This is a genomic window from Janthinobacterium sp. AD80 (assembly GCF_002878455.1).
GTDB lineage: Bacteria > Pseudomonadota > Gammaproteobacteria > Burkholderiales > Burkholderiaceae_D > Janthinobacterium.
In genome coordinates this window covers 20,801-45,031 of sequence record NZ_NRDQ01000002.1, presented here as the reverse complement: position 1 = coordinate 45,031, position 24,231 = coordinate 20,801, and the positions used below count along the sequence as shown (strand labels likewise).

Annotated in this window: 21 protein-coding genes and 1 pseudogene; 6 read left to right on the top strand and 16 right to left on the bottom strand. The window is 53.9% G+C overall.

Annotation, left to right across the window (positions count from 1 at the left end):
- Positions 1-408 precede the first annotated feature (408 nt).
- The gene (locus JaAD80_RS00440) at positions 409-861 is read right to left on the bottom strand and encodes a hypothetical protein (protein WP_102292408.1); all 453 of its coding nucleotides are present in this window, start codon (positions 859-861) and stop codon (positions 409-411) included.
- A gap of 249 nt (positions 862-1,110) precedes the next feature.
- The gene (locus JaAD80_RS00435; protein WP_102292407.1) at positions 1,111-2,040 is read right to left on the bottom strand and encodes a DUF4747 family protein; all 930 of its coding nucleotides are present in this window, start codon (positions 2,038-2,040) and stop codon (positions 1,111-1,113) included.
- Between the two features lie 2,233 nt (positions 2,041-4,273).
- On the opposite strand from JaAD80_RS00435, the gene JaAD80_RS00420 reads away from it, so the two are divergent.
- Positions 4,274-5,224, top strand: coding sequence for an IS481 family transposase (locus tag JaAD80_RS00420; protein WP_102292404.1), 951 nt, complete (start codon positions 4,274-4,276; stop codon positions 5,222-5,224).
- 329 nt (positions 5,225-5,553) lie between these two features.
- Here JaAD80_RS00420 and JaAD80_RS00415 read toward each other — a convergent pair whose 3' ends face one another.
- The 9 genes and pseudogenes from JaAD80_RS00415 to JaAD80_RS30020 all read right to left on the bottom strand — a co-directional run bounded on the left by JaAD80_RS00415 (position 5,554) and on the right by JaAD80_RS30020 (position 16,005).
- On the bottom strand, positions 5,554-6,501 hold the full coding sequence (locus JaAD80_RS00415; RefSeq protein WP_102292403.1) for a TniB family NTP-binding protein: 948 nt from the start codon (positions 6,499-6,501) through the stop codon (positions 5,554-5,556).
- A 2-nt stretch (positions 6,502-6,503) separates the two neighbouring features.
- Positions 6,504-8,420, bottom strand: coding sequence for a Mu transposase C-terminal domain-containing protein (locus JaAD80_RS00410; RefSeq protein WP_102292402.1), 1,917 nt, complete (start codon positions 8,418-8,420; stop codon positions 6,504-6,506).
- On the bottom strand, positions 8,410-9,162 hold the full coding sequence (locus tag JaAD80_RS00405) for a TnsA endonuclease N-terminal domain-containing protein (protein ID WP_146012210.1): 753 nt from the start codon (positions 9,160-9,162) through the stop codon (positions 8,410-8,412). The genes JaAD80_RS00410 and JaAD80_RS00405 overlap by 11 nt, the downstream gene beginning before the upstream one ends.
- A gap of 170 nt (positions 9,163-9,332) precedes the next feature.
- Positions 9,333-9,578 carry a DNA-binding protein gene (locus JaAD80_RS31945; protein WP_102292462.1) on the bottom strand — a complete coding sequence of 82 codons (246 nt, stop codon included), beginning with the start codon at positions 9,576-9,578 and terminating at the stop codon, positions 9,333-9,335.
- A 702-nt stretch (positions 9,579-10,280) separates the two neighbouring features.
- Complete coding sequence (locus JaAD80_RS00395) at positions 10,281-12,914, bottom strand: AAA family ATPase (protein ID WP_102292400.1); 2,634 nt, start codon at positions 12,912-12,914, stop codon at positions 10,281-10,283.
- 252 nt (positions 12,915-13,166) lie between these two features.
- Positions 13,167-14,099: pseudogene (locus JaAD80_RS00390) on the bottom strand (IS5 family transposase).
- A 98-nt stretch (positions 14,100-14,197) separates the two neighbouring features.
- Entirely contained in the window at positions 14,198-14,815 is a 618-nt protein-coding gene (locus tag JaAD80_RS00385) for a hypothetical protein (RefSeq protein WP_102292399.1), read from the bottom strand.
- Between the two features lie 46 nt (positions 14,816-14,861).
- Complete coding sequence (locus tag JaAD80_RS30025; RefSeq protein WP_146012209.1) at positions 14,862-15,161, bottom strand: hypothetical protein; 300 nt, start codon at positions 15,159-15,161, stop codon at positions 14,862-14,864.
- 58 nt (positions 15,162-15,219) lie between these two features.
- A complete protein-coding gene (locus tag JaAD80_RS30020) occupies positions 15,220-16,005 on the bottom strand; it encodes an HNH endonuclease signature motif containing protein (RefSeq protein ID WP_146012208.1) in 786 nt (261 codons plus the stop codon).
- 605 nt (positions 16,006-16,610) lie between these two features.
- On the opposite strand from JaAD80_RS30020, the gene JaAD80_RS00375 reads away from it, so the two are divergent.
- From JaAD80_RS00375 to JaAD80_RS00360, 4 genes are all read left to right on the top strand, one after another.
- A complete protein-coding gene (locus JaAD80_RS00375) occupies positions 16,611-17,261 on the top strand; it encodes a TetR/AcrR family transcriptional regulator (RefSeq protein WP_102292397.1) in 651 nt (216 codons plus the stop codon).
- 169 nt (positions 17,262-17,430) lie between these two features.
- A complete protein-coding gene (locus tag JaAD80_RS00370; RefSeq protein WP_076565841.1) occupies positions 17,431-18,081 on the top strand; it encodes a protein-L-isoaspartate O-methyltransferase in 651 nt (216 codons plus the stop codon).
- A gap of 15 nt (positions 18,082-18,096) precedes the next feature.
- Positions 18,097-18,420: a rhodanese-like domain-containing protein gene (locus JaAD80_RS00365; RefSeq protein WP_102292396.1), complete on the top strand. Its 324-nt coding sequence runs from the start codon at positions 18,097-18,099 to the stop codon at positions 18,418-18,420.
- 146 nt (positions 18,421-18,566) lie between these two features.
- Positions 18,567-19,895 carry a TolC family outer membrane protein gene (locus JaAD80_RS00360; RefSeq protein WP_102292395.1) on the top strand — a complete coding sequence of 443 codons (1,329 nt, stop codon included), beginning with the start codon at positions 18,567-18,569 and terminating at the stop codon, positions 19,893-19,895.
- Between the two features lie 208 nt (positions 19,896-20,103).
- On the opposite strand, the gene JaAD80_RS00355 is transcribed toward JaAD80_RS00360, so the two are convergent.
- The gene (locus tag JaAD80_RS00355) at positions 20,104-20,571 is read right to left on the bottom strand and encodes a DMT family transporter (RefSeq protein ID WP_180979239.1); all 468 of its coding nucleotides are present in this window, start codon (positions 20,569-20,571) and stop codon (positions 20,104-20,106) included.
- Between the two features lie 93 nt (positions 20,572-20,664).
- Between JaAD80_RS00355 and JaAD80_RS00350 the strand changes: the two genes are divergently transcribed.
- Positions 20,665-21,570 (top strand): LysR substrate-binding domain-containing protein, encoded by a 906-nt coding sequence (locus JaAD80_RS00350; protein ID WP_102292461.1) that lies wholly within the window; start codon positions 20,665-20,667, stop codon positions 21,568-21,570.
- A 4-nt stretch (positions 21,571-21,574) separates the two neighbouring features.
- On the opposite strand, the gene gloA is transcribed toward JaAD80_RS00350, so the two are convergent.
- The 4 genes from gloA to JaAD80_RS00330 form a co-directional block, all read right to left on the bottom strand.
- Positions 21,575-21,982 (bottom strand): lactoylglutathione lyase, encoded by a 408-nt coding sequence (gene gloA / locus JaAD80_RS00345; RefSeq protein ID WP_070311709.1) that lies wholly within the window; start codon positions 21,980-21,982, stop codon positions 21,575-21,577.
- A 113-nt stretch (positions 21,983-22,095) separates the two neighbouring features.
- Positions 22,096-22,518 (bottom strand): OsmC family protein, encoded by a 423-nt coding sequence (locus JaAD80_RS00340; RefSeq protein ID WP_102292393.1) that lies wholly within the window; start codon positions 22,516-22,518, stop codon positions 22,096-22,098.
- An 89-nt stretch (positions 22,519-22,607) separates the two neighbouring features.
- Complete coding sequence (locus tag JaAD80_RS00335; RefSeq protein ID WP_102292392.1) at positions 22,608-23,924, bottom strand: sorbosone dehydrogenase family protein; 1,317 nt, start codon at positions 23,922-23,924, stop codon at positions 22,608-22,610.
- A 39-nt stretch (positions 23,925-23,963) separates the two neighbouring features.
- Positions 23,964-24,230, bottom strand: a complete 267-nt coding sequence (locus JaAD80_RS00330; RefSeq protein ID WP_102292391.1) for a hypothetical protein — start codon at positions 24,228-24,230, stop codon at positions 23,964-23,966.
- Position 24,231 lies beyond the last annotated feature (1 nt).

Here is a 24,231-nt window from a genome sequence, read left to right as displayed (position 1 = left end):
TCAGTGTGCGCCGCTGCTTGCGCGATCGCGCAGATTCGGTCTTGGGCATCGCCGAAAGTTGGAAAGCGTATTAGGCGATGGCGCGGTTGGAGCGCAGTTCGGTGTAGGCCGGCTCTATGGTTTTCGAGTGCAGGTAGTGCCGGACGTTGTTTCGTGAGATACCTAAACGTCTGGCGATCTCTCTCAATAGGACCTGGTCTCGAATGTACCAGCGTCGAATAGTGCCTAGTAATGTCACGTCGATCACTTCAATTCTCGGCTCAATGTCGTGAGCAGGATTGTGTCTGAAACGTAGGTCAGTTCCGCTTGCAAATTATTGGATGAAGTGGGTCAGATTCTGCTGCAAATTAACAAGATATGGTTTTCGGTTTACGAAATTACGCCTACAAATCTTATTTTTACCGATGACTACGCCTCGGGAGGGGAGGTCCCCTGTGATGAATGCTCCTCAATATTTTTCGATGCAGTGTCGTCTGCCTTCTCGAGGATACTGTTGTCGATTAAGGAGAATAACAGTGCAATAATTTCGAGAACTAAGACGAGCGCATACCAGAAGCCTAGCCAAGAAACAACTTGCATCCAGAGGGTATTTGGATATGCTTGAGAAAGTACGCCAACTGCAAGGACTACAACCAAGACAGAAAGCGGAAAAGCAATGTCGGAATTAAGAATGAGTACTGACCCATGCTTCCTTTTTCCATCTTTCCTTGCTTGTTCCAGTTTGCGATGCATTTGCCTAATAAAAGAGGTGTCGAGTGCAAAAAGTAGCGCGTAAATCCCGATACCTAGCCCGAGTGTACTTGGAAAGATGCTGATGACCGTGGTGCCAGGAGATGCTCCACCCCCCGTCAGTTTTTGCATAATCGGTGCGCCTGTTAGAAAATGCTGCCATAGGGACATCGACAAGTCTGGGAGTGTGAGTATTACAAGAAATACGGAAGCGACAAGATTCCAAAAAAAGGCCTTGAACCAGAGTCTGATAGGTGCCAGCTCAGTCGCAGCTCTGGGATCACCCCCGTACACGTAACAGTTGGCAAGCCATACCAAAGTTCCCAATACTGGAACCCGCCTCAGCCATATCAGTGGTCTCATCGTAATCCTGTCTTCTAATTATTTAGCGCTGTCAGGGTCTGCATCGTCTTCCTCGGCTATCTCATCGATCGAGATATCGATGTCTTCAAGGCGGCGCGCGACGCGCGCAAAAAAATCCGTTTCCGCAAAGTCTTTACCGCTGTGGTGAACTATGAATGTCTGCGGCTGTTCGCGGGAATCATAGATCTGCTGACGTTCGCGCCGCTCACCTGGTTCGCCATCCTGCACGAAATAGGACACGGTCGACCAACCGTGTCCAGGTACCGACCGAAGTATGCGCTTTACAAACTCAGGGAGGCGCAGCATTCTTCCGCTCCCAGCCGACACATCCAGTGCCAGCTTCTGCATTTTTGTTTCCCTCATTTCACCTAAAATATCGAGCGCATCGTCGCCGTTCGGTCCGTTTAGATGTATCGCTACAGTCTTGTATGAAACAGCAGTTCGGAAAACATTTTCCAGACCATTAGGTTTCGATATTAAATTTACTGTTAGGTCGTGCTTTGGAAAGTGCACGCTGGCGATAGGAGAAAGTAACTGGAGCAATGCAGAAATGAAATTCTCGGAACGAATTTCTAACGCGCTATCGATAGCAAGAAAATGACGCTTCGCATCAAATACGAAAGGAACATCTCTTCTTGTTACGACACCGCCTTTACCACGCTTAGCGGTGAAGAGCGATTTACCCGTCGCTAGATCGGTGACATTTTCTGTGTTGCGGTATCGGACGAAATGGCCGGTAACATATCCTGCCGGGAAATTGAAATCGAACGGGCCTATATAGATGTTGCTACTAATCTGATAGTGGAAGTCGAGATGTGTTTTCGAGGTAAGATGTTTTTTATTTAGATCTCTGAGTTCTGCGAATAGCTTCTTGTATCCCGCCACACCGACTTCCTTTGCGTCATCCGTTGGCAGAAGTTGGATATTGTATATTTTGAATTTTGCCATGGATCGGAAGAGCCTAAAAAATATTCATCGGAGTGTCTCTGCATGGAGCATACAGTAGAGTTACCTTTCTGGAAACTAATACGCCGTGATTTCGAATTTATTGGTAAACGCAGTAAACTTTCCATGTCGGAATTCAGTAGCGTAGGGCGTATCGAGCAGTCGACAGACAGACATGTTGTGTTGCACATGCTCGCATGTGTTAGCAAGTAACCGTAAATCAGTTCGGGATTTATGATACTCAGCGAGGGATATGATGAGCAGCGCATTCAGAAATGCCGAAGCGCGTTACTTACGGAGCCTTGAGCCCTGTAGACTTGCGTCTCGTGCGGAAGAGTTCCCGAATGTCATCTCTCACACCGGAATCATGTTCGCAGGCATATTTTTCTGCGCGTGCTAGGTCACCGTTCATTCTATTGTTGGGTAAGGGGGAGGGCTCCACCATGGTATCCGAGCCATGAACTCTGCCGGTGCAATCCCCAGCGCTATCAGCCAATCCCTTGTCTCGACAACATCGACCCTACGGTCCAGATTTTCTACCTTTGCGACATACGATTGCGGTCTTCCAAGAGATGAGGAAAGTTTCTGCTGGGTAATTTTTCGTGTCGATCGCTCTAAGATGAGTTGTTCAATGAATTCGATGTAGCGTGGGTCGTGGATGGATTTCATTCTTCCATCTGACCACCTCTACGAAATTATCCCAAAATAGGATATTATGGATTTCAGGCGCGGAGATTGTGGAGGTAGACGTGGCTTTCCATCGCATTGGGAATTCAATTAATCGGACGACGAGCTGTGTGCGAAGAACGACGAGCTCGTCTTTGTACCCTTACCAATCGCAGTGACGACGTTCACAATTTACTACTTGCACAGCGCACTAACCGTCCTTCTGTTCTTTGGTGTACACACGACGACAGTGAAGCTCATCTACGTCTTCAGGGGACAACGGTTTTCTGCATCAGTTATGCATTACGAAAATTAATTGTTAACTTAGTCGTGCTGGTGGACGCCAGAACGATTTCACTTTGTGCGGAATAGGGGGAGGCAATGGCTGATGAATTAGTCGGGCAATACAACAAAATGAGTGAGGCGCCTATCCCCAAAGACTGGAACTTGCGATTGGCACGTGCCGAACAGCTCCGATCAGATGGGCGCGAATGCGCAGTTTGTGGCGGTACTGGAGGCTGGCCAGGGCTCCATCAATTTGTGCTATGTCGGCCTTGTCGAGGAAGTGGAGTTGCGATATGAGAGTAAGCGTCAAACGAGTGTGGTATTGAGTCTGGCATCGAATTGCTGGATGATAACGTCACACCGCAGGATGGACTATGCAAGCTCGTTTTCGCTCAGTTCGCGCCAGGTTCATGTTCCTTCTTGCGGTGTGGAGTGAGTTGATCAGGACCAAATCCTAGCTGTCAAATCTGCCCCATGAGAAATACGATTGTGAGATTTTTAGCGAACTCTCGCGAAGCGCGACCTCTATTCTTTCAACGGGAATTGGTTGAGCTCGGCCACCGTCCGTAGGCCAGTTGAGGAACTTTCCTTCAATTGCTTGAGATAACTGAAATGCTGATAGTTGAAGTACTAGTTGAGCATCCTTCTTGCTCAAAGATCTGAACTGCGGATGGCCTGTCCCTGGACTTTCGTCTGCTGTAGCCTTGGCAAGTACACGTTCGGCAAAATTTGCTAGCGTCTTGCCACCTCGAAGAAACGGAAGCATTTGTATTCGGGGATGGACTCGATCCTTTCTTGCCCATATTGCTCGAACCATGGCTATCACAGCGGTCTCTTCGCACTCGCGAAAGGTCATTGCGAGATTGAATCGGGCATGGTCCTCACTGGGCTCGTTGCGACTTTTGTCGAATAATGTAAGGGCCGTCCAAAAGCTCCAAATGTCAGTTAATTGACGCCGTTCCCCGAGGTTAATTAAGCCTTCAACGATTTTTTGAGAATTAGTGTCGACCAGTGTCGCAGTGAGCGTCGAAAGTTTGGTTTGGCATCCATCGCAGCGATTCATATGCGGTCGGCCCAGTCTCAACCTTCTGCCGCATTTGGTGCAATTTGTTAGCAGCAGACACCCGTGATGTGTGCACGCCGAAAGGGGGCGTAGTTGCCACTGTTGACGCCAGTGTTCTGATTCATCTAGGTGTGATGTTTCAATAGGTTGTTGTGGTTCATTCGGATTGGATTTGAGACACTGGAAATCGCCAAACCCCCAGTTCTCAAGGAAACCAACCGAATGAACATCCATAAGAATGCCCGATTAACGCTGATTCGTCGAGTCGAGATGGTCGAAGACGTCCTGCTTAACCGCCTGCCGAGCTGCCAGGCCGCTACCCGCTACGCCGTGAGCGAAGCAACTGTGCGCAAATGGCTGGGGCGCTTCCTTGCCGAGGGGCGAGAGGGCTTGATGGATCGATCGTCGCGTCCGCTGCATAGTCCCTTGGCACTCGACGCGGGCAAGGCACTGACGGTTGTCGAGCTACGCAAGAAGCGCATGACACAGGCAAGGATTGCCCAGTACCTGCAGATATCGAAGGCCACGGTAAGCCGTGTGCTGGCGCGTGCCGGCTTGTCCAAACTGAGCGATCTCGATCCCGTCGAGCCGGTGCAGCGCTACGAGCATGCAGAACCAGGTGACCTGATTCATATCGATACCAAGAAGCTCGGGCGCATTGAAACCACCGGTCATCGTGCGACGGGAAACCGGCGAGACCGTACGCGCGGCGCCGGCTGGGAAGTCTTGTTTATCGCCATTGACGACCATGCCCGCATCGCCTTCACGGAGCTCTATCCTGACGAAACCCAGGAGAATGCCAACCGATTCCTCGCCAATACCCATGCCTATTTCTGCTCACTCGGGGTGCGCCCCAAAGCGTTGTTGACCGATAACGGCTCAGCCTTTCGCTCCAAGTCATTCAAGGCCACTTGTAGCCAGATAGCATTGAAGCACCGCTTTACACGGCCCTATCGACCACAGACCAATGGCAAGGCCGAACGCTTCATCCAGTCAGCCTTGCGCGAATGGGCTTACGGCTTTGTTTATAACAACTCACTGGAGCGGGCCAACATGCTCAAAGAATGGAACCATCACTACAACTGGCACCGGCCGCATCAGGGCATTGCTGGCAAGGCCCCAATGTCACGGCTCAGATCCGGCCAGAATAACCTCTTGCAACTTCACATCTAGGCACGCGGGACAAAAAGTATTTAGCAGTTCGCGGCGGAAACATAAGTCTGGGAGGCTGACTCGATGGTAATAGCGTCCCTCACGACGCGATGGCCCTGCTCGTAACGGTACCAAGTCGGCACAGCTATCGCCTAGTCCGAGGTGCGAAACTATGTGATGAAACCTTCTTCGGTCGAGCACGCATGCTTTCAATGTATGTTCGTTCAGTGCAACTCCCGAACCTTTTAGAAGATGGAAGACGGTAGCGCAAGCGTTCAATTCTGACGCGCGATGAAGAAAACCGGCTGCGCTTTCGCCTTCAATCGGAATAGGGCGCATGAGCAAGGACATTATTGGGCCCTCCGTAGTACCGCCGCTAACGCGCCCTGCGACATCCTAAAAGGATTCTCCTTCACCAACGACGCCCCAGCAATCAAACCACGTTCCCATGCAACTGCAAAATCGTCGACATCAATACTTTCATTGCCGCTGCTAAGTGCGTTCAGTGCTGCCTCTTTGACGAGCGAAATTATGAATGCGGGGTTACCCCCAGTAGCTGCGTATACCTGCGTACACGAAAAAAGATCGCTCATATGTGGAACGGCAGTTAGGCGGAGACGAGATGCTGCCTCGCGCATGAATTCGGTCAAAAAAGGTACAAGGCTACCTGGTTGTGATTGGTCCCCTGGAAGTAGTGGATTCAGGTGGAGGTGCAAGGGAAAGCGGCGTGTTAGCTGACTGTCCGCAGACAAATGAGGCGCAAATTCAGGAAGACCCACTAAGCAAAGCGAAATCCTCGTCTGATTGACCAATCCAATGATCCACGCGCAAACCTCAGAATTGACCTTAGACCTTCCGCCTTGCTTAAAAAGGTTGTGCGTTTCGTCAAGAAAAACCAGCTTTGTTTCGGCGGTTGTCAGCAACGTACACAGCCTGGTTTTCATCTGGATATTGGTCCCGGAAAATGGGGAGGGCGCCCCAAGATCCTTCAGCATACTCGCGGCCACGCCTTTGACTGTCGCGGGGGACGGAATCTCGGAGTAGAACGCCGGGACAATGGTTCTCTCGACTGCACCGGTCTGCTTCTTTGATACTTTCATCTGAGATAGGACTGCACGGCAGACGGTTGACTTCCCCATTCCACCTTGAGCAAGCAAGAGGCATCCTACCGGCTCGCGGTAAACCTCGGATTTCATAACGCAGTCATTGATGCTGTCGATCGCATTGTTGAAAGCTAGATGAGCTACAACGACCTTATCGAGTTCGGCGACACGTTGAAGTAGTTGTGTGCGGTCCATGGTCACTCCAGCTCAATTGTCTGGATTTTCATGGGTTTATCCCATGTCCCATTGTTGAGCGGAGTTCCACGAGGGCCGCTTGACGACGACGGAGGAAGGGAATCTTGAGTGCGCCAGTTGGTCTCGGTGACGGGCGGGTTCTTGCATTGATCGTCGACGTTTTTTTTTCGACCTAGCCCAGCAGTGAGCGCGCGGATTTTTTTTCTTGCTACCTGGCTGTCATTCTGGACGAGTCGTACCAGCTGCCAGCGGGCTAGAAGATTCGCGTTAAGGCCGAGTTCCCGTTGGTCTGCCGCCGACATCGCCTTCTTAATCTTAATGCTTTCGGCGTGCGCATAGAGGGTTAGGCCTGTCGTGTAGTCAGGTTCAGTGGACTCGGCAAGGATGAGTGAGCCGCGTTCGGTGGGATGTTCTACAAACACCGTCTGCATATCTAGTTCATCCACGAGTATCTTCACTTTTTTAATCCCTTGCGCTCGCATGGTGGCTAGGGCGTGCGAAAAGTATGTCAGCCCCTCAAACTGCACGCGGCCATTCTGTATGGTCCTGTGATATGGGCGTCGAGCAATGGCGTTCGCTTCAGTCGTTGTGAGTGTCGCCGGTGCCGAAACCTTGGCCTGCTCATTCCAGGCAACGAGTGGTGCGCGGCCTGTGCGCGAATGTATGGTCTTGTGATAAACCGAGTTGATCCATTGATCAATGTAGGTCTTAATATTCTCCAGCGTAAAGCACGCGCGTTTGTTTGAGTCATAGTCACCTCTGGCATTTGGATGTGAGAAAGTGGTGCCAGGGAGTAGCTGGACTATTCCAAACGTCAGCGTCCGGAAAAACGATTCGATGTGAGCCTTCCCATTCGGATCGCGCTTTTGGGCCGGAGAAATGGTGATCGCTAGGGTCTCGCAAAGCAAAATAAAAGCTGAGTTAGCAAACTCCACCCCGTTATCCGGTATTACCATTACGCAGATGCCGCCGGGCAGACCGCGCTCCGATCTTGTAAGCATGTCTTTCAAGCCGCCCAATGCCGTCGTTGCACTCGGGGGTAGAAGACTAATGTAAGTACCGACGATTGCCCGGGAATTTACATCCAATATGCATGTAAGGTACGGGCGTCCGAGTACCTCACCGGTATCAGGATCGACAACAATCACATCGAGCATATGGGTGTCCATCTGGACGATTTGCAAGATTTTCGCCACTACGAGGGACCGCCCTGCTGCCCGCGCAACCTTGCCGGCCGCCAGTTGGCCTTGCTGAGCTTTTTCGACAACGTAAGGGTCCAGCTTCTTCAGGCGACGCTGGATTGTCCGTTGCGTTGGAATCCTCATGCTTCCAGTGGGGCCAATAATGCCCAAGTCCGTTCCGCGTCCAACGATGCGGCAAAAAACGATATCGGCTCGTCTCCCCTCTCGCTGCAAGTACTGGTGCTGTATTGCCTCGTAGATCAGTTGCTCAACTTCCACGCCAAATCGCAGAGTCGAGTTACCTTGCCCTTTTCGGGGAATTAATCCGCTAAACCCGGCTGTTCTGAATGCGCGTATCCAGTACGCGACTGTCCTGGTTGACGGGGGACTCGGGTCAACAATCTCCATTGATACATCGTTGATGACTTCCGCTAAAGGCCCCCGTGCGGTAGGTCGAGACAACGTGCGCAACGCCGCTTGTACATATCGGTGACGGCGCATGACCGCAGGGCCATCATGCGAAGTTAGTCCCGGTAAAGTGGTATCGGAAATGATGATCGTTCCCGAAATTTGAAGCTCCATAAAACGATCGAAGTTGATTTGATGGGATTGGCCACCGATGCCGGAATACCGAACGCTACCGTTGGCGACGAACGAAATTTCAAATTTGGCGCCGTGCATCTCAAAACGCAAACCCGGCATAGGGTGAATGACTCCTTTAGATTGATTATTTTTCATGGTGGCCTCCGGGTTTAGTAGTTACGTCCGAAATTAATCGCCCATGAAATTGCAAGTAGTTCGCGAGATCTGGCGGCAAAGCGTTGGCAATCAGTACAGCACGTAGCTTGCTGAGATCGGTAGTTTCTTGATGCTTTAACAGGGAGTACGCTAGATCGATCTGGCCTGGCGTGTAGTGACGACGGTGGCCTTGCGCGTACAAAGCAAGCAGTTCTTGTACCTCACCCACGCTCGGTAATTCTGTGGCGTCAATGACCGAAAACCCAATTTCCATTTCTGTCAGGTATGCTTTAATGCGCGTAAATCGAGCTAAGTCCTCCGGTTTGAGGTGATGCTTAGAAGGCTTCACCTCATGGACTAAATACTTGCCGTGCACAGTTTTAATCAAGAAGTCGGGAACGGCAAACTCGTCGCTGCCTAAGGTAATTTGAACGGCTTGCGTCCTGTACTGAACAACGGTTGAACTAGCTTCTAGAACTAGTGCATAAGCGAGCTCGAGCCTGCTCTCCATCGGCATGGAGCCGCCATTTTTCCGACTTGGTAAAAGAGATGTTCGGCGCCCGCGCCCACCTTGAAGTATTTGGCGCTGGCCATGGCGAACGTTGGCGACGTCCGGCGGTTTTGAAAAAGCAGCTTCGATCTGATTAAAAAGTTGATTGGAATCGAACGGCGTGTGTCCATCTGACAACAACTGATTTTTTTTGATAGTAATTCTCCCGAGCGCATAGTTCGTCTGGTGCACGCCAGTTGGCTTTTTTGGATAGGCACAACATTTCGTAGGCGCGACTTGACTCCTGGCTGCATTCGGAAGACACTAGAGGTGCTAACCCGTTGAAGTGTCTTCTGATGCTGCAACCGCTGACGCTCCCGCGAGGGAGCCGTTTGTGTTTCAGATGTATAGTTTTATGTTGCTTAGTGATTAGGCTCCTCTGTTGTTGGCTTTGCTCTGTTCATTAAGGCTAAGTTTTGCTCCATGAACCCCTCCTTCAGACCCAAAGCAACCGCTATCCTGTGGCTTTGGCCCCGGTTTGGCGATCCTTTTGCACGCAGTACCCGATACACTAACGTTGGATTAAAGCCATTGTGACGTGACCAAGCTGCGACAGAAATTCCGCGTTCGTGGAACTCTTTTAACACTTCAGCTGGAGTGCGGATCATTGAGCACGACCTTCTACATATGTAACCAAAGCTGACCATACCTGAACCATTTGCGCCACGCAAGTACTTGATTTTGTTAAATATTTGACGTCGAAAATTCTCACGGTTTTGTTAGAAAATTGATTTTCATGATCTCGAAATATTTTATTTTTGCAACTAAAAATATCTCCTTGGAAATATTTTGGCAACCCTAGCGGACATTCAGGATGCTAACGTTGCATAGCAATGATGGGCTTGATTGCATGGCTGTAGGGGGGCAATGCCAAGTTGTTCGATGCGCTTGTTGGCATAGTTGCCCCTTCCTTGTCAGTGGCAAAGGTATCGAGCAAATGCTCCTCCGAACCTGCCCTTGAGGTATGTCACCGCTTGCATTGCCGATACAATAAGATCGCGCGTCGGTTCGCAAAGCGATTTCTTAACACAATCAAAAATGCCCATGTTTAAGGTTTAAGACGAGCGTTGAGCGACGGTCCCCGATCCCGCCATGCCGCTCACCAAAAACTCGTCGAATGCGCCATTCGTATGCTCAAGGTCAAACAAAAAGTCTCCAACTCGTTCCGCACCTTGTTGGGCACGCAAAAACTTCTACGTTATTCGCCTATGCCTCGATAAGCTGCGCAAGCAGGGCCATGCATGCTCACCGTGCTGCACCACGCCATTGGTGGAAACCTGGTTTAGCCAGCCTAGAGCTGGACACTCACTTTATTGTTTTGGAGCAGCGGCGGTTACTGGTGGCTTTTTGTTTTGTCGGTTCCTAATCGCCTCTCCTAGTGCGGCCAACTCGGCAATTAATTTTCCGAGATCGGCAGCAGACGGAACCGGAGCATTTTTTCCCGAAGAGGAATCATGCCCATCGATGACATCGCAACATATCTTGTGAAGGCGCTCTATTTCTGAGCACTCTTTCGCATCAAATCCCACTACCTTGTGCAAATCGCCGACCTTAATCCAGTCTCGGTATCGAACCACAACGCCATTGAATACGATATCCTGTATCGAGCGCTCGATAGTCGCCCGAGCTTTGCTGTATTGAGTTCGCATCGCTGCTGACTGTTCGTCGTTAGGATATTGTGGCCAGGACTTTGCAAGTTTCGATTGCGCCTGTTCCAGTTCATCTATTCTTCCTTTGAAGGTTTGATGAAGCCACGGTAATCCCGTAGAAATCTTTCCGGAAAATTCCCCCTCCCATTCGAGGTGGTGAATAATGTGGTCGATATTTGTTTTCTGGATGAGATCTTGAAGATCGCCAAGGAACGAAGTGTCGTGCGTGAATATGATGACTTGACGCGCCTTTGCCTCGAGAACAAGGCGCTGTGCTACGTTCTGCCGACGGAAATGGTCGAGCGAGGAGACCGGATCATCAAATACGATTCCACCGCCATGTCCCCCAGTTCGAAGTTCGGCTAAGAAAGATCCGAGGGCAATGGATCGCTGTTCGCCCTCGCTGAGAATTTCCCTGATTTGTGCCTGAATTTCCAGATCCAATTCGAGTTTGTGTTTCATTTTCCCACGCTCGACGCTCTCGCTGAGTTTGGGCATTAATGCTGATACGCCGAGTGCCTCGAATTCTTCTTTCAACGCGGCCCGCAAGGGGGCAGTTACAGCATTACTCGCAAATTCTTTTGCCTTGTCTGAAATCGGTTTTGTTTTGAGATCGTTTTTGCATTTGTTCAAGAGCGACTTGATCCTCATTCTTTCAATGAGGTCAATAATTGCTTGTCTATGCGGCGTGAGTGCAGCCCGTGCCTTCAATTCCTCAAGTTCAGCTTTCAGCACCAGTTTTTGCTTGTCGTCCGTTGCCTGCTCATAAATTTTTTCTTGAGCTGTAAGGCTTTCTGCTAGGGTCTTCAGACGAATGCAAGGATCGACAGGGAATGCTGGCGGATTATCCCAAGAATGTTTTTCTTGCGCCGCCAGTAGCCAAGTTCTCCGCGACTGTACCAGCGCATCGAAGGCATTGATTTCGGCCACGACCGCTATGTCCAACTGATTGAGCTCCTCAATAAGCGCGTCATCAAGATCTAGGGCCAAAACGACGCTTCGTATCTTAGTAAGGGCCGCTGCACAGGCACTACGCTTGTCATTTGCCACTTTTGCTACGTTTTCTTGCACGTACGCTTCAAACCGCTGCATACGAGCTGCTGCATCAGGTTCAATTTTCTGTTGGCACAACACGCATTGGCTGTCGTCATGAATATGCGGGAAGTCTTTTCCAGGGTAAGCAGCGTCTATTGAAAATTCTTTGGCAGCCTGGAATAAGGTTTTCCATATGATATCCCCAGTGCCTGGCAATAAAGCCTCGCCTGATCGCAGTGCAGTTGCGGCGGCAATTTCGGCTGCAAGTGCTGTCTGGGTTTCCATATCCATCGTACGCAGTTTTTGGATCGATTCGTCCTTGACCCAAGCTGTCGCCGATTCGATTTTCGTTTTGAGTCCTGTCATGCGGGCAGCCGCCAGTTTTAATTCCTTCGCCTTCGCGTTCGGATCGCTCTCATTCAGTGTTTTTTCGAGATCCACCATTTTTCTCGTATCGTCGGCGTTCATCTGCGCCAGCGCATCGACGTCGGAAACTGTTGTTTTTTCGCTGAGAGCGGAAAGGAGTGCTCCAACCTTAGTAGTGCCAACAAGGTGGTTAAATGACTCTTTCGTTGTCACGGTAGCCAAGATTTCCGCGTTGAGTTTTTCAAGGATTTTCGGAAGAACGATTTGGGCCAAGTTCTCCACTACGTCGAGGCCAAACGGCAGATAGGCGATTTCTTGCTGCTGATCAAGATACGCACGTGCGCAATGGGTATCGAAAACGGCGACCGTAGCAAGCTCAGCAGGAGAAGCTTTCCCCTTTTGCCAGATTACCGTAGACGATTTCCCCCCAAGCTGGATTTCGAAGGACGCCTGCGGTATCAAGGCAGCCGATGCCTTGCTCATCGCATTAGGACGCACGTCTTCGCTGGAGTCTCGGCTGCGGCAAGCACGCTTTAGGACGCGCGCATAACCTGACTTACCAGAACCGTTACCCCCATAGATTACGGTCAGTCCCTTTGGTGCGAATGAAAGAATTTGGCTTGCTGCCAGGCGATTGACGTTCTTTACATCTCGAAGCGCCGTTAGAACCACCGCATCATCTTTGGTCGCTGTCACTGGAAGGTGTTGTTGATCCAACGGCTCCGGCTTCCGGTTGTTCGGATCTGGAAGCCCGACGCTCTCCTTCATCATCGCGTAGAGATCATCTAGGGCTGTAGTTGTTAGCGTCTGCTGGAATAGTCGTCTGGCAGCATCCTGTTGCCAAGGTTTGAGGTCAGCTTTTGACCAAGTCAGAATTTCGTCCAGTAGCGCCATGGCTTTCTTTCTTATAGGATATTTTAATATTGCATTAAATATACCTTATCCCAGCGGTAACCTCTCTATTTCGTTATCTCCTTATCCCTACCAAACTCTTTTGCTCCGGCACCTCGTGTTTTTTCGGCGCTATTTCGATATGCGCCAGCAGTTCGCGGAAGTCGATCCTGCGCTTTGCGATTTCGCTTGCCCTCTGAGGGGCTTTGTTGCACAAATAAACTGAGAGCGTAATTCCCCTTACCCCAGACGGATTTAGGCCATAGCCACCGTCGTCGGCGTGCCGAGCTGGGTAAAGCGATTCAGGATGGAGGCGCGCACCTGGAGATCTGCGACCTGTCGGTCGAAGTCACGGGCCATCACTCGCTCACCGAGCAACTTAAAGCATCGCATTTTGGTTTCCACCAGACTGCGTCTATGGTATCCGGTCCACTTCTTCCATATCCGACGACCAAGGCGCCGCATCGCCTGCAGTATGGCGTTGCGCTCCTCAGAATCCGGTCGACGGTCTTTCCAGGGCTTGCCGTTTTTGCGTGTTGGAATGATGGCCTGTGCACCACGTAGAGCAATGGCCTCATGGCAAGCCTTGGTGTCGTAAGCGCCATCGCCACTGACGCTCTCGATGGCTTCGTCGGCGCCAATCTGGTCGAGAAGACATGGCAGCATCGGCGCATCGCCGGTGGCGTTGTCCGTGACCTCAATGGCCCGGATTTCCAAGGTCGTAGCATCAATTCCAAGGTGCACCTTGCGTCACTGGCGGCGGTAGTCGGCACCATGCTTCTTCGTTTTCCACTCACCCTCGCCCAACATCTTGATGCCGGTACTATCGACTAGCAAATGCAATCCGGACGTCGTCGTGTTCGCTGTAATCATCACGGCGAGATGCTTTTGTCGGCGGCTCACGGTGCTGAAATCGGGAACCTCCCAATCCAAACCCGCTAACTTAAGTAAGCTTTGCGCCAGGCCTATTGCCTGCCGCAGCGCCAGATTGAACATACCCATGACGGTCAGGCAGAATTGAATCGCCGCTTCGCTGTACTTCCGGCTGCGCCCACGCTTACTACTAGCACTACCGTGCCAGCACATGTCCTAGTCCAGCCAGATGAGCAGCGACCCACGCGCTTTCAGCGCCGCGTTGTACTCCTTCCAATTGGTCGTTCGATACTTCGGTTTGGCCGGTGCGTTCATCCGGTCAGTTTACCCGAGAGTCGACTCAGCTCACCCTGACAGGGATTTGTGCAACAAAGCCGAATTGAGGACCAAGAGCATCTTTGGCTTTCTTCCTATTACCCTAATGTACCTGTTATTGATAGCCCATGTGGTATCTTCAGATCGTCAAACCTGGCCGAATTGATATTGCGATCTCCGATTGTGCATCGAAATAGCTCCAAGAAAAACCTGTAAGAAGTCAGGTTGCATGAGTCGTTTAAGATGCGGTTACTTGCACCAGCGATCTTCGTCGCAGAAGCACAGCGCATTTCTGACTTCATATAGTTGAAGACAAACGCAGCTGACGTAATGTTCAGCATCTTGTCGCACTGACCAACAAGTTCTTTGTGTCCAGCCACCGTCATTGATACGCCGTCATCAATCCTTTTTGATTGGATTAGTACGCCTTTAGAGTAAGTAAGCTGCGGGGTTTTAATTGACACGTGGAACAACATGTCTGCACCTGCCTTCTTCTCCTGCGCAGCAACTCCTTTACGGTGTCTGAGAATAGACGAAGACCAATTGATGTCTCCTATTTTTTCGTCAAATGCTGAGTCCAGCCGACCGATCAGCGCCCCAGTTATATCATCTTCATCTATCACGAGGCCATCCGCATACTTCTGCATTGCTGCGCCGACAGCACGATCAGCGGCGTGTGCCGCTGCACGAAACGCTTCTTCAAGATCACTTGGCATCTAGGCTCCAAACCGAAAGTTTTCAAAACATCTCAACGCCGCAGGCTTATACCTTGGGGCGATTTAACAAGTCTTGCTTTAAAGCAGCTGCATACTTCAGGTTTATCTCTAGTGCAGGCAACTCTTCTACAGCGCCGTTGGGGAAAATGATATGAACAATTTCTTCATAGCCTGTTGGGCGACCTACATCGTCAAAACCTTTGGCTCGGAATGTTCCAGTTATGACAGTTGTTATATCACTGGCGGAAATCGGGCCAAGATTTGTTTCTTCAAATTGATAATCTTTAGGCATAACTTTCCAAGAAAAATATTTAATTTTAAATAATATTATCTTCAACCATTTCATATGCTAATCTCCTTTTGGTCAGCATATGAAACTCTTGGCTGAAGTCAACGAGCTACTTTTACCAGCCAACAAATGATACCAAATTGACTTCAGGATACGTAGATCTTAGATAGCTCAGTAAAGGATAGTATGAATCCGCTAGTTCCTGCATAAGTTGATGAACTTGATGATGTGCAGTGCGGCGCTCATCTTGGTTAAGCTCACGATTGAGATAGCTAACGTTAGGATCAGCATTAATCAAAGTGCCTGGCATGTAGACATTCTTGTTGTTTATCAACGCATGCTGCTCGTAGTCCACAAGATAATTAATGGCATGCAAGAAAGCGAGATAATATCGCTCTAAGCTTTGATCGCTAAAGGGTCGGCATTGAACATTGTCTTTGGCGAAATTTGTAAACGTTTCAGTCAAATAAAGTAAACGATGATCGAACCTCTCTGGCAAACCATCAGTAAGAACAACCACTTGGGTAAATGGGAAGTAATGCATAAAAGATCGCAGTCCTCCCACGTCCATAACCCGCCCTTGGCTTTGATGATCAAACACACGGCGAACGTAAGCTTCATGCTCGTCTTTTATCTTATGCAATAGCCGCGCAGGAAAGGCACCTTCGTTGTCGTCAACCTCGGTATGGTGATTTGGGCAGAGCAGGATCAAGTTCTCGTAGCCGTTGACATCGCCGTCTACCTGTAAGCCACCTCTTGCACCACCCTTGTTTTTTGCAATGATATGCGCCATTTCTCCAATCTTTACCTCTCGCTGAACTATCTCTATCTTGCACATGCTGCATCGGCCAGCCGCCATGCCAAAGAGCTTGGATATTGTCTTGTCTGATATGCCTGCCATGTCGCTCCAATGCTTAAAGGGTTTTGTTACATACTAGCACCAAATGATATTTTCTCCGACTCTAAGAATCTAGAATTTAAACTGATAAACGCGCTATCTAGACGAGTCTTTATAGATCGAATCGGGGAGGGGGATGTAACTTTAGTATTTCTCGCTGCATTAGCACAGCGACCGCTGAAACCGAGATCGAGTTACGGTCAGTTAATGCTGAATTAGTGATGCTGGACAAATGTCTGAAGTCACAAAGGGAGAACACAATGCGTTCCTTGCAGAATTGAGGTTGCTTGGGGGGCCCTGAAGATTTAGCTGCTTTGATCAGAACCACGCTTTTAAATTTGGCGCCATCTGGAGACCTCTCAATCGCTACGTGCTTCGATGTCGTGGTGTCAGTTGCGCTATGATCTATCTTTTCGTGACTTAAACCGTTGCCTCTCTGCCTCTTAGAACAGTTTAACTCGCCGTGCAATAGGTTGTGTCGTTGCGTGCAAGAGGATATGTCGCTAGTGCAATCGGATGTGTCGTCCAACGCCAGTGGCCAGCGCTTGACCTGGCCTGTAGACAAGTCTACTATTAATGACTCAAAAGTAAGTTACCTGGATTGACACATGCAAGCCCCGATTGACACCAAGCCCCGCTGGGAGCGGCGCAAGGATGCCCGCCCACAGGAATTGCTCGCCGCCGCCCTCGATCTGTTCGTCGAACGTGGCTTTGCGTCGACGCGCCTGGAAGATGTGGCCAAGCGGGCCGGCGTGTCGAAGGGAACCTTGTACCTGTACTTTGAGAATAAACAGGAGCTGTTCAAGGCCGTGGTGCGCGACAATATCGTGCATTCCATTGGCGAGGCGGAAGACAGCATGGCCGCCTCGGACAGCAGCAGCGCCGAATTGTTGCGCAGCATGATGATGCAATGGTGGGAAGAGTTTGGCGCCACCAAGCTGGCCGGCTTGACCAAGCTGATGCTGGCTGAAGCGAACAATTTCCCTGAATTGGCGCAGTTTTACAACGAAGAGGTGGTCGCGCGCGGCAATGCGCTGATCACCACCTTGCTGGAACGGGGCATGCGCCGCGGCGAGTTCCGCCAGGTCGACCCCGTGCTGGTCAGCACCATCCTGAGCGCGCCCGTCACCATGCTCATGATGTGGACCCATTCCTTCCTGCCCTGCGAGGTCAAGAACATCGATCCCGCCGCCTACATGGATGCTTTTATCGACATGAGCTTGCGCAGCCTGCAGGCGGAGGCGCCCGGGAAAAGCTGACATACGGAGCCTGTCTCTACCGTTCAGTTGCCCCTTTTCCAAGGTTCGCCCCCTCAAATCTGCAGATCGTCGCAAATTTCCTCCATTCCCCGCCTTTATGGTTAACATGTGCTTTCAGCCAGTTCAACGATAAAATGGCGGATTATTACTTCACTTACCGAGTCCAAAGATGAATATCGAACAAGCCCGCTTCAATATGATCGAACAGCAAATCCGTCCATGGGACGTACTGGATCTCGACGTGCTGGAGCTGTTGAACGTGGTCAAGCGTGAAGATTTCGTGCCTGCCGCCTATAAAAACCTGGCCTTCGTCGATACCGAAATTCCACTGGGCGGCGGCGAATGCATGTTCACGCCGAAGCTGGAAGCGCGTATTTTGCAAGATGTTGCCGTCAAAAAGCATGAGAATGTGCTGGAGATCGGCACCGGCAGCGGCTACATGGCAGCCTTGCTGGCGCACAAGGCGCGCCACGTGACGAGCGTGGAAATCGTGCCGCAACTGAAAACCCTGGCTGAGCAGAACCTGGCCGCCAACGGCGTGACGAATGTCACCGTGGAACTGGGCGACGGCGCCCAAGGCTGGAGCAAGGGCGCGCCCTACGACGTGATCGTCGTGTCCGGCGCGCTGTCGGTCCTGCCGGAAGCCCTGTTGCAGCAAGTCAAAGTGGGCGGCCGCATCCTGGCCATCATCGGCGAAGCACCGATCATGTCGGCACACCTGATCACGCGCAGCTCGGACAAGGCCTACGACACGCGCAAGCTGTTTGAAACCAATGTCACGCCGCTGCAAGCCGTGGCACCGTCGCACTTCCAGTTCTGAGGCGGCGGAGATTCGATGGAGCATTTGAGCGCACCGCAACTGGCCGCCTGGCTGGCTGACACCTCCCGCCCGCGTCCGTTCCTGCTGGACGTGCGCGAGCAGTGGGAGTTTGAGCTGTGCCATCTCGATGGCGCCACCCTGATGCAGATGAATTCGATTCCTGCGCGCATCGATGACCTCGATGAAGACGCCGAGATCGTCTGCATCTGCCATCACGGCGCCCGCAGCATGCAAGTGGCCGCCTTCCTGGAACGCAACGGTTTTGGCAAGATCAGTAATTTGACGGGCGGCGTTCACGCCTGGGCGCTGCAAGTCGACAACGCCATGCCTAAATACTAAGTTATTTTGCAGTAGATGCACTCCCAGGCATGCCATCCGGCATGCCTGCGGAGGCCTGTACCCCGCTCTTGCCGGAGTGGCCGCCAGGCAGGCTGTAACCGATTTTTGATTCCATCAACTTTTGACGACTCCAACGGAGAAATGCAATGCGGAAACCCCTTATCGCCGTGCTGATGACCAGCGCTTTTTTCTCGCTTAACACGCAGGCGGCCGATCTCATCCAGGTGTACCAGCAGGCGCTGGCCAATGACGCGCAGTACGCCAGCGCGCGCGCGGCCCTGTCGGCCGGGATGGAGCGGGTTCCGCAAGGGCTGGCAGGCTTGCTGCCACAAATCTCCGCATCGGGCAGCAATACGCGTGGCAATCAGGAACAGATTGCCCAGAACAATGGCGGCAACAAGATCACCTCGCCATCCGTCAATGTGCGCACGAACAGCTACAACCTGACCCTGGCGCAGCCTTTGTTCCGCTGGGACCGCTGGGAAACCTATCAGCAAAGCAAGCTGGCGCAAGCGATTGCTGAAGCCCAATTTGCGCAAGTCCAGCAAGACCTGATCACGCGCGTGGCGCAGGCGTATTTTGACGTGCTGAGCGCGCAGGATAATCTCGGCGCGACGCAGGCGCAAAAGGTCGCCACGACGGAGCAGCTGGCATCGGCCAAGCGCAATTTTGAAGTCGGCACGCAGACCATTACCGATACGCATGAAGCGCAGGCGGCCTACGATCTGGTGGTGGCGCAGGAGTTTGCCGCCATCAATGACCTGGCCAACAAACGCAGCGCGCTGCAAACCATCATCGGCGAAGCGCCGGCCTCGCTGGCGCCGATGCGCACGGGCGTGGTCATCAGCGCGCCGGAACCGGCAGTTGTCGAGCCTTGGGTGTCCTCGGCGGAAGAGCAGAACTACGGCGTCGTCACGGCCCAGTTCAACGTGGAATCGGCCAAGCGCGACATCGGCCGCAACCGTGCCGGCCACTATCCGACCCTGGACCTGATCGCCAACACCGGCCACACCTACACGTCCGGCGGCGGCAATGGCGCCGGCAATAACAACAACGCCATCGGCGTGCAGTGGAGCATCCCGATCTTCAGCGGTTTCGCCGTCACCAGCAAGGTGCGCGAATCGATCGCGCTGGAAAACAAGGCCCGCAACGACCTGGAAACGGCGCGCCGCACGGCATCGCAAGGCGCGCGCCAGGCCTTCCTGGGCGTCAACAGCGGCCTGGCGCAAGTGAAGGCGCTGGAAGCGGCGGAAGTGTCGAGCAAGTCGGCGCTGGAATCGAACCAGCTCGGCTATCAAGTGGGCGTGCGTATCAACATCGACGTCTTGAATGCGCAGAAACAATTGTTTACTACGCAAAAAGATCTGTCGAAAGCCCGCTACGACACCATCATGAACGGCCTGCGCCTGAAGGCGGCGGCCGGTACTCTGAAGGAAACGGACCTGGTACCCGTCAACGCCTTGCTGGACAAGTAATCTTTTTGACGCCACAGCAGAACAAAACCAGCCCCGGCAACGGCGCTGGTTTTTTTTGTGAATCAGGACTCGCCAACGCCTGACAAAACCGCAGCGAGCGCAAGGAAGGCTCGGTGCCCCCGTAGGCTCGAGAAGCGCGGCCGTGCGCAGGCACAGTGAGCATCGCCGGCCGCAAATGCCGACGCGCCGCAGGTTTTGACAGGCGTACTCAAACGGCGCGGCTGTTGGCTACTTGCGTCACGATCACGCCGGCCACCACCAGGCCCGCGCCCGCCCAATGCAGCGGGCTGATGTGCTTGACGGCAAAGCCCAGCAAGCCAAATCGGTCGATGGCCAGCGCGGCCAGCATTTGCCCGCCGATGACGGCCGCCATGAAGGGGCCTGAACCCATGCGCGGCGCCAGCATCAGGGCGGCCGTAATATAAAACACGCCGGCCGCGCCACCCAGCCACGACCAGCCTGCTCCACGCATGGCAAGATTGATATCGGGCGCCGGCACGCGCCACACCAGCATCAGCAGCGCAGCGAGCACGGCGCTGACGGCCAGCGAAGCGAGGGTGGCCCATAACGGGTGGCCCAGGTTACGGCCCAGCGCGGCATTCGCGCCTGCCTGGAAGGGCACGACGGCGCCGGCCAGCATGGCCAGCGGGGCAAACAGGGTAATTGATCCATGCATGCTTGACTCCATGATTGTTGAGTTGATGGCGTCATCGTATTATGCTGTGATGATTAAATCCAATTCGTAATTTGTCATCTGACTATGCATGAAATGAATAATCTGCGGGCCGTCGACCTGAACCTGCTGGTGATCCTGGAGGCCTTGCTGAGCGAACGCCACCTGTCGCGCGCGGCCGAACGCCTGCACATGAGCCAGCCTGCCGTCAGCCATGCGCTGGCGCGCCTGCGCCATTTGCTCGGCGACCCACTGCTGCTGCGCGGCAAGGGCGGTTTCCAGCCGACGGCACGCGCCTTGGCGCTGGCGCGGCCCTTGGCCGAAGCCTTGCAAAGCGTGCGTTGCGTGCTCGGCGGTGCTGTGTTTGAAGCGGCCACGGCGCAGCGCGTGTTTCGCCTGGCGATGTCCGACTATGGCGCGGCGCTGGTGCTGCCCGCCTTGCTGCGCCGTTTGCGCGTGGAAGCGCCCGGCATCGACCTGGCGATCAGCTATGCCAGCCGCCCGGCCGTGATGGCTGGCGTGCAGGATGGCGAACTCGACTTGGCGCTGGGGGTGTTCCCGCAACTGCCCGAGCAGCTGCATCGGGAAACCCTGTTTGAGGAAACGTTCGTCTGCGCGCTGGATCCGGCCAGCCTGGCGCCCCGTGCATCCTTGCGTCTCGACACTTATCTGGCGCGCCCGCACGTGCTGGTGGCCTCGAATGAGGCCGGCATGGCGGCGGAAGTCGATGCGGCCCTGGCGCAGCTGGGCCAGGCGCGCCGCATCGCCGTGCGCTTGCCGCACTGGACGGTGGCATCGGAAATTTTGATGGGAACGGATTTGATCTTGACGGTGGCGCGCCGCGCCGTGCAGGGGAATCTGGCGCAAGGGCTGGCGCTATATTCTCCACCGTTTGCCATCGCGCCGTTCCGTTTTGAAACGATACGCCACCGCCGCACGGACGGTGACGCAGGCATCGCCTGGCTGCGCGCGGCCATTGCAAAGACCGTCGAGCCAGGCTGAGGAATTACAGGCCGCCGCCCTGGCCGTCGAACTTGCGCTCGATCAATTCGATCTTGTAGCCGTCCGGATCGGTGATGAAGGCGATGACCGTGTTGCCGCCTTTGACGGGACCCGGTTCGCGCGTCACGTTGCCGCCATTGGCCCGTGCCGCATCGCAAGCGGCGACGATATCATCGGCCGAGATGGCGATGTGGCCATATGCCGTGCCCAGCTCGTAGCTGGTGGTGCCATAGTTATACGTCAGTTCCAGTTCCGCATGGTCGGGATTCGAGCCATAGCCAACGAAGGCCAGGGTGTACTGGTATTCCGGGTTGTCGCTGGTGCGCAGCAGCTTCATGCCCAGGACATTCGTGTAAAAATCGATGGAGCGCTGCAGGTCGCCGACCCGTAACATGGTGTGCAAAATACGCATCGTAAATCCTTGATGGTGATAGGGGAATGGCAGGATTTTATGCGTTTTACGGCTTTCTTGCCGAGACCGCCCCGCCACCCCGCATGCAGGCAGCTGCGGACGGACTTGCGGCTTTATTCCAGGTGGGCGTCCAGGGTGATTTCCGTGGCCAGCAATTTGGACACGGGGCAACCGAGCTTGGCGCGCAGCGCCGCATCCTGGAATGCCTGGTCGGTGGCGCCGGGAATGGTCGCCACCAGCGTCAGGTGCACGGCCGTGATGGCGTAGCTGTCATCGATTTTTTCCAGGGTGACATCGGCCGTGGTTTTCAGGGCCGTGGCGCGCATGCCGGCCTCGCCCAGCTGGCCGGACAGGGCCATGGTAAAGCAGGCCGCGTGGGCCGCGCCGATCAGTTCTTCCGGATTGCTGCCGGGACCGTCTTCGAAGCGCGTGTTGAAGCCATAGGCCACGTTATCGAGCGCGCCGCTTTGGGTCGAAATGAAACCTTTGCCGTCTTTCAGGCCGCCACTCCAGACGGCCGATGCTGTTTTTTTCATGATGTACTCCTTGCGTGGTTCGAGCGTTCATCATGCACGTCCCACCTTCGCGCTTCCGTTCGTTGCGTCACACTGTGAGGGATGGGTGTTCAGCGGGCCGGCGCCACGCGCCAGACGACATTGCCCACATCGTCGGCCACCAGCAGCGCGCCCGCCTTGTCGATGGCCACGCCGACGGGGCGCCCTTGCGCCTTGCCATTTTTATCCAGGAAGCCATTGACCACATCCAGCGGCGGACCGCTCGGCTTGCCATTGGTGAATGGTACGAAGATGACTTGATAGCCGCTGAAAGGCTGGCGGTTCCAGGAACCATGCTGGCCGATGAAGACGCCGTCCCGATAACGTTCCGGCAGCAGTGTGCCGGTATTGAATGCCAGGCCCAGCGATGCCGTGTGGGCGCCCAGCGCATAGTCGGGAGCGATGGCGGTCGCAACCAGTTCCGGACGGGGCGGTTTGACGCGCGCATCGACGTGCTGGCCAAAATAACTGTAGGGCCAGCCATAGAAAGCCCCATCCTTGACCGAGGTCATGTAGTCCGGCACGAGGTCGTTGCCAAGTTCGTCGCGTTCATTGACGGCCGTCCACAGCGTGTTGCTTGTGGGCTCCCAGCCCATGCCGTTCGGATTGCGCAGCCCCGTCGCGTACACGCGCGCCTTGCCGGTCGCGCGTTCGTAGCGCCAGATGGCGGCGCGGCCATCTTCGGCCGACATGCCGTTCTCGCCCACGTTGCTGTTGGAACCGACGGAGACATACAAAAACTTGCCGTCCGGGCTGGCGATGACGTTCTTGGTCCAGTGGTGGTTGATGGGGCCGCCCGGCAAGTCCATCACCTTGGTGCCCTGGGCCGTGATCGATGTCTGTCCTGTTGCGTAGGGGAAGCGCAGCAGCGCATCGGCATTGGCGACGTACAGATCGTTGCCGACGAGGGCCATGCCGAACGGCGAATGCAAGCCTTGCAGGAAGACGCTGCGTGTCTGCGCCACGCCGTTGCCATCGATGCCGCGCAGCAGGGTGATGCGGTTGGCACTGGGCGTGACGGCGCCGGCCTTTTTCATCTGCATCTGCATGATGGCACCCTTGATACCCTTGCTGTCTTCCGGTTTCGGCGGGGCGTTGGTTTCCGCCACCAGCACGTCGCCATTCGGCAAGACATACAGCCAGCGTGGATGGTCGAGGTCGCGCGCATACGCGTGGATGGCCAGGCCGGCAGCGACGGCTGGACGCTGCGCCGCCGTCCAGCGCTGCACGGGGGCGACGTTGACAGTGGGCAGGAGTTGCTTTTCCGGCGCGGGCAGCCCGGGCTGCGGGCCGTAGCCGGCGGGCATGGCCGGCGCCTGGGGCTGAGCTTGGGCGATGGGTGCGCCGCAGACAGCGGCCAGCAGGAACGAACAGACGTAACGATGCATGGCGTACTCCTGAAAAGCAGCGGTGCGTGTCAGTTGGACTCAGCGCGCCTTCTTTGGTTCCAGATGGGCGTCGGGACGGGCCTGTTGCGGGGCGGCCGGCTTGACCTTTTCCACGCCGGGCTGGGCGCGCCTGTCCGTATCCACCAAGCCTTGCTCCAGGTCGCTTGCGGCCTGCTGCATGACCTTGCGCGGACGCACGTTTTGCGCATCGGGCGACTCGTCGCGCTCGTGCGGCAGGCGGTCCACGCCGTCATTGCTGACCTTTGCATCGGTATTGATCTTGCGTTCGCTGTGCTGGGTAACCATA

Excerpts from the sequence above, each read along its gene's own strand:
- JaAD80_RS00435 (WP_102292407.1), bottom strand. The coding sequence starts at position 2,040 with ATGGCAAAATTCAAAATATACAATATCCAACTTCTGCCAACGGATGAC.
- gloA (WP_070311709.1), bottom strand. The coding sequence starts at position 21,982 with ATGCGTATTTTGCACACCATGTTACGGGTCGGCGACCTGCAGCGCTCC.
- JaAD80_RS00440 (WP_102292408.1), bottom strand. The coding sequence starts at position 861 with ATGCAAAAACTGACGGGGGGTGGAGCATCTCCTGGCACCACGGTCATC.
- JaAD80_RS00410 (WP_102292402.1), bottom strand. The coding sequence starts at position 8,420 with ATGAAAAATAATCAATCTAAAGGAGTCATTCACCCTATGCCGGGTTTG.
- JaAD80_RS00385 (WP_102292399.1), bottom strand. The coding sequence starts at position 14,815 with ATGCCAAGTGATCTTGAAGAAGCGTTTCGTGCAGCGGCACACGCCGCT.
- JaAD80_RS00375 (WP_102292397.1), top strand. The coding sequence starts at position 16,611 with ATGCAAGCCCCGATTGACACCAAGCCCCGCTGGGAGCGGCGCAAGGAT.
- JaAD80_RS00365 (WP_102292396.1), top strand. The coding sequence starts at position 18,097 with ATGGAGCATTTGAGCGCACCGCAACTGGCCGCCTGGCTGGCTGACACC.
- JaAD80_RS00340 (WP_102292393.1), bottom strand. The coding sequence starts at position 22,518 with ATGAAAAAAACAGCATCGGCCGTCTGGAGTGGCGGCCTGAAAGACGGC.
- JaAD80_RS30025 (WP_146012209.1), bottom strand. The coding sequence starts at position 15,161 with ATGAAATGGTTGAAGATAATATTATTTAAAATTAAATATTTTTCTTGG.
- JaAD80_RS31945 (WP_102292462.1), bottom strand. The coding sequence starts at position 9,578 with ATGATCCGCACTCCAGCTGAAGTGTTAAAAGAGTTCCACGAACGCGGA.
- JaAD80_RS30020 (WP_146012208.1), bottom strand. The coding sequence starts at position 16,005 with ATGGCAGGCATATCAGACAAGACAATATCCAAGCTCTTTGGCATGGCG.
- JaAD80_RS00415 (WP_102292403.1), bottom strand. The coding sequence starts at position 6,501 with ATGGACCGCACACAACTACTTCAACGTGTCGCCGAACTCGATAAGGTC.
- JaAD80_RS00420 (WP_102292404.1), top strand. The coding sequence starts at position 4,274 with ATGAACATCCATAAGAATGCCCGATTAACGCTGATTCGTCGAGTCGAG.
- JaAD80_RS00350 (WP_102292461.1), top strand. The coding sequence starts at position 20,665 with ATGAATAATCTGCGGGCCGTCGACCTGAACCTGCTGGTGATCCTGGAG.
- JaAD80_RS00360 (WP_102292395.1), top strand. The coding sequence starts at position 18,567 with ATGCGGAAACCCCTTATCGCCGTGCTGATGACCAGCGCTTTTTTCTCG.
- JaAD80_RS00395 (WP_102292400.1), bottom strand. The coding sequence starts at position 12,914 with ATGGCGCTACTGGACGAAATTCTGACTTGGTCAAAAGCTGACCTCAAA.
- JaAD80_RS00335 (WP_102292392.1), bottom strand. The coding sequence starts at position 23,924 with ATGCATCGTTACGTCTGTTCGTTCCTGCTGGCCGCTGTCTGCGGCGCA.
- JaAD80_RS00330 (WP_102292391.1), bottom strand. The coding sequence starts at position 24,230 with ATGGTTACCCAGCACAGCGAACGCAAGATCAATACCGATGCAAAGGTC.
- JaAD80_RS00370 (WP_076565841.1), top strand. The coding sequence starts at position 17,431 with ATGAATATCGAACAAGCCCGCTTCAATATGATCGAACAGCAAATCCGT.
- JaAD80_RS00355 (WP_180979239.1), bottom strand. The coding sequence starts at position 20,571 with ATGCATGGATCAATTACCCTGTTTGCCCCGCTGGCCATGCTGGCCGGC.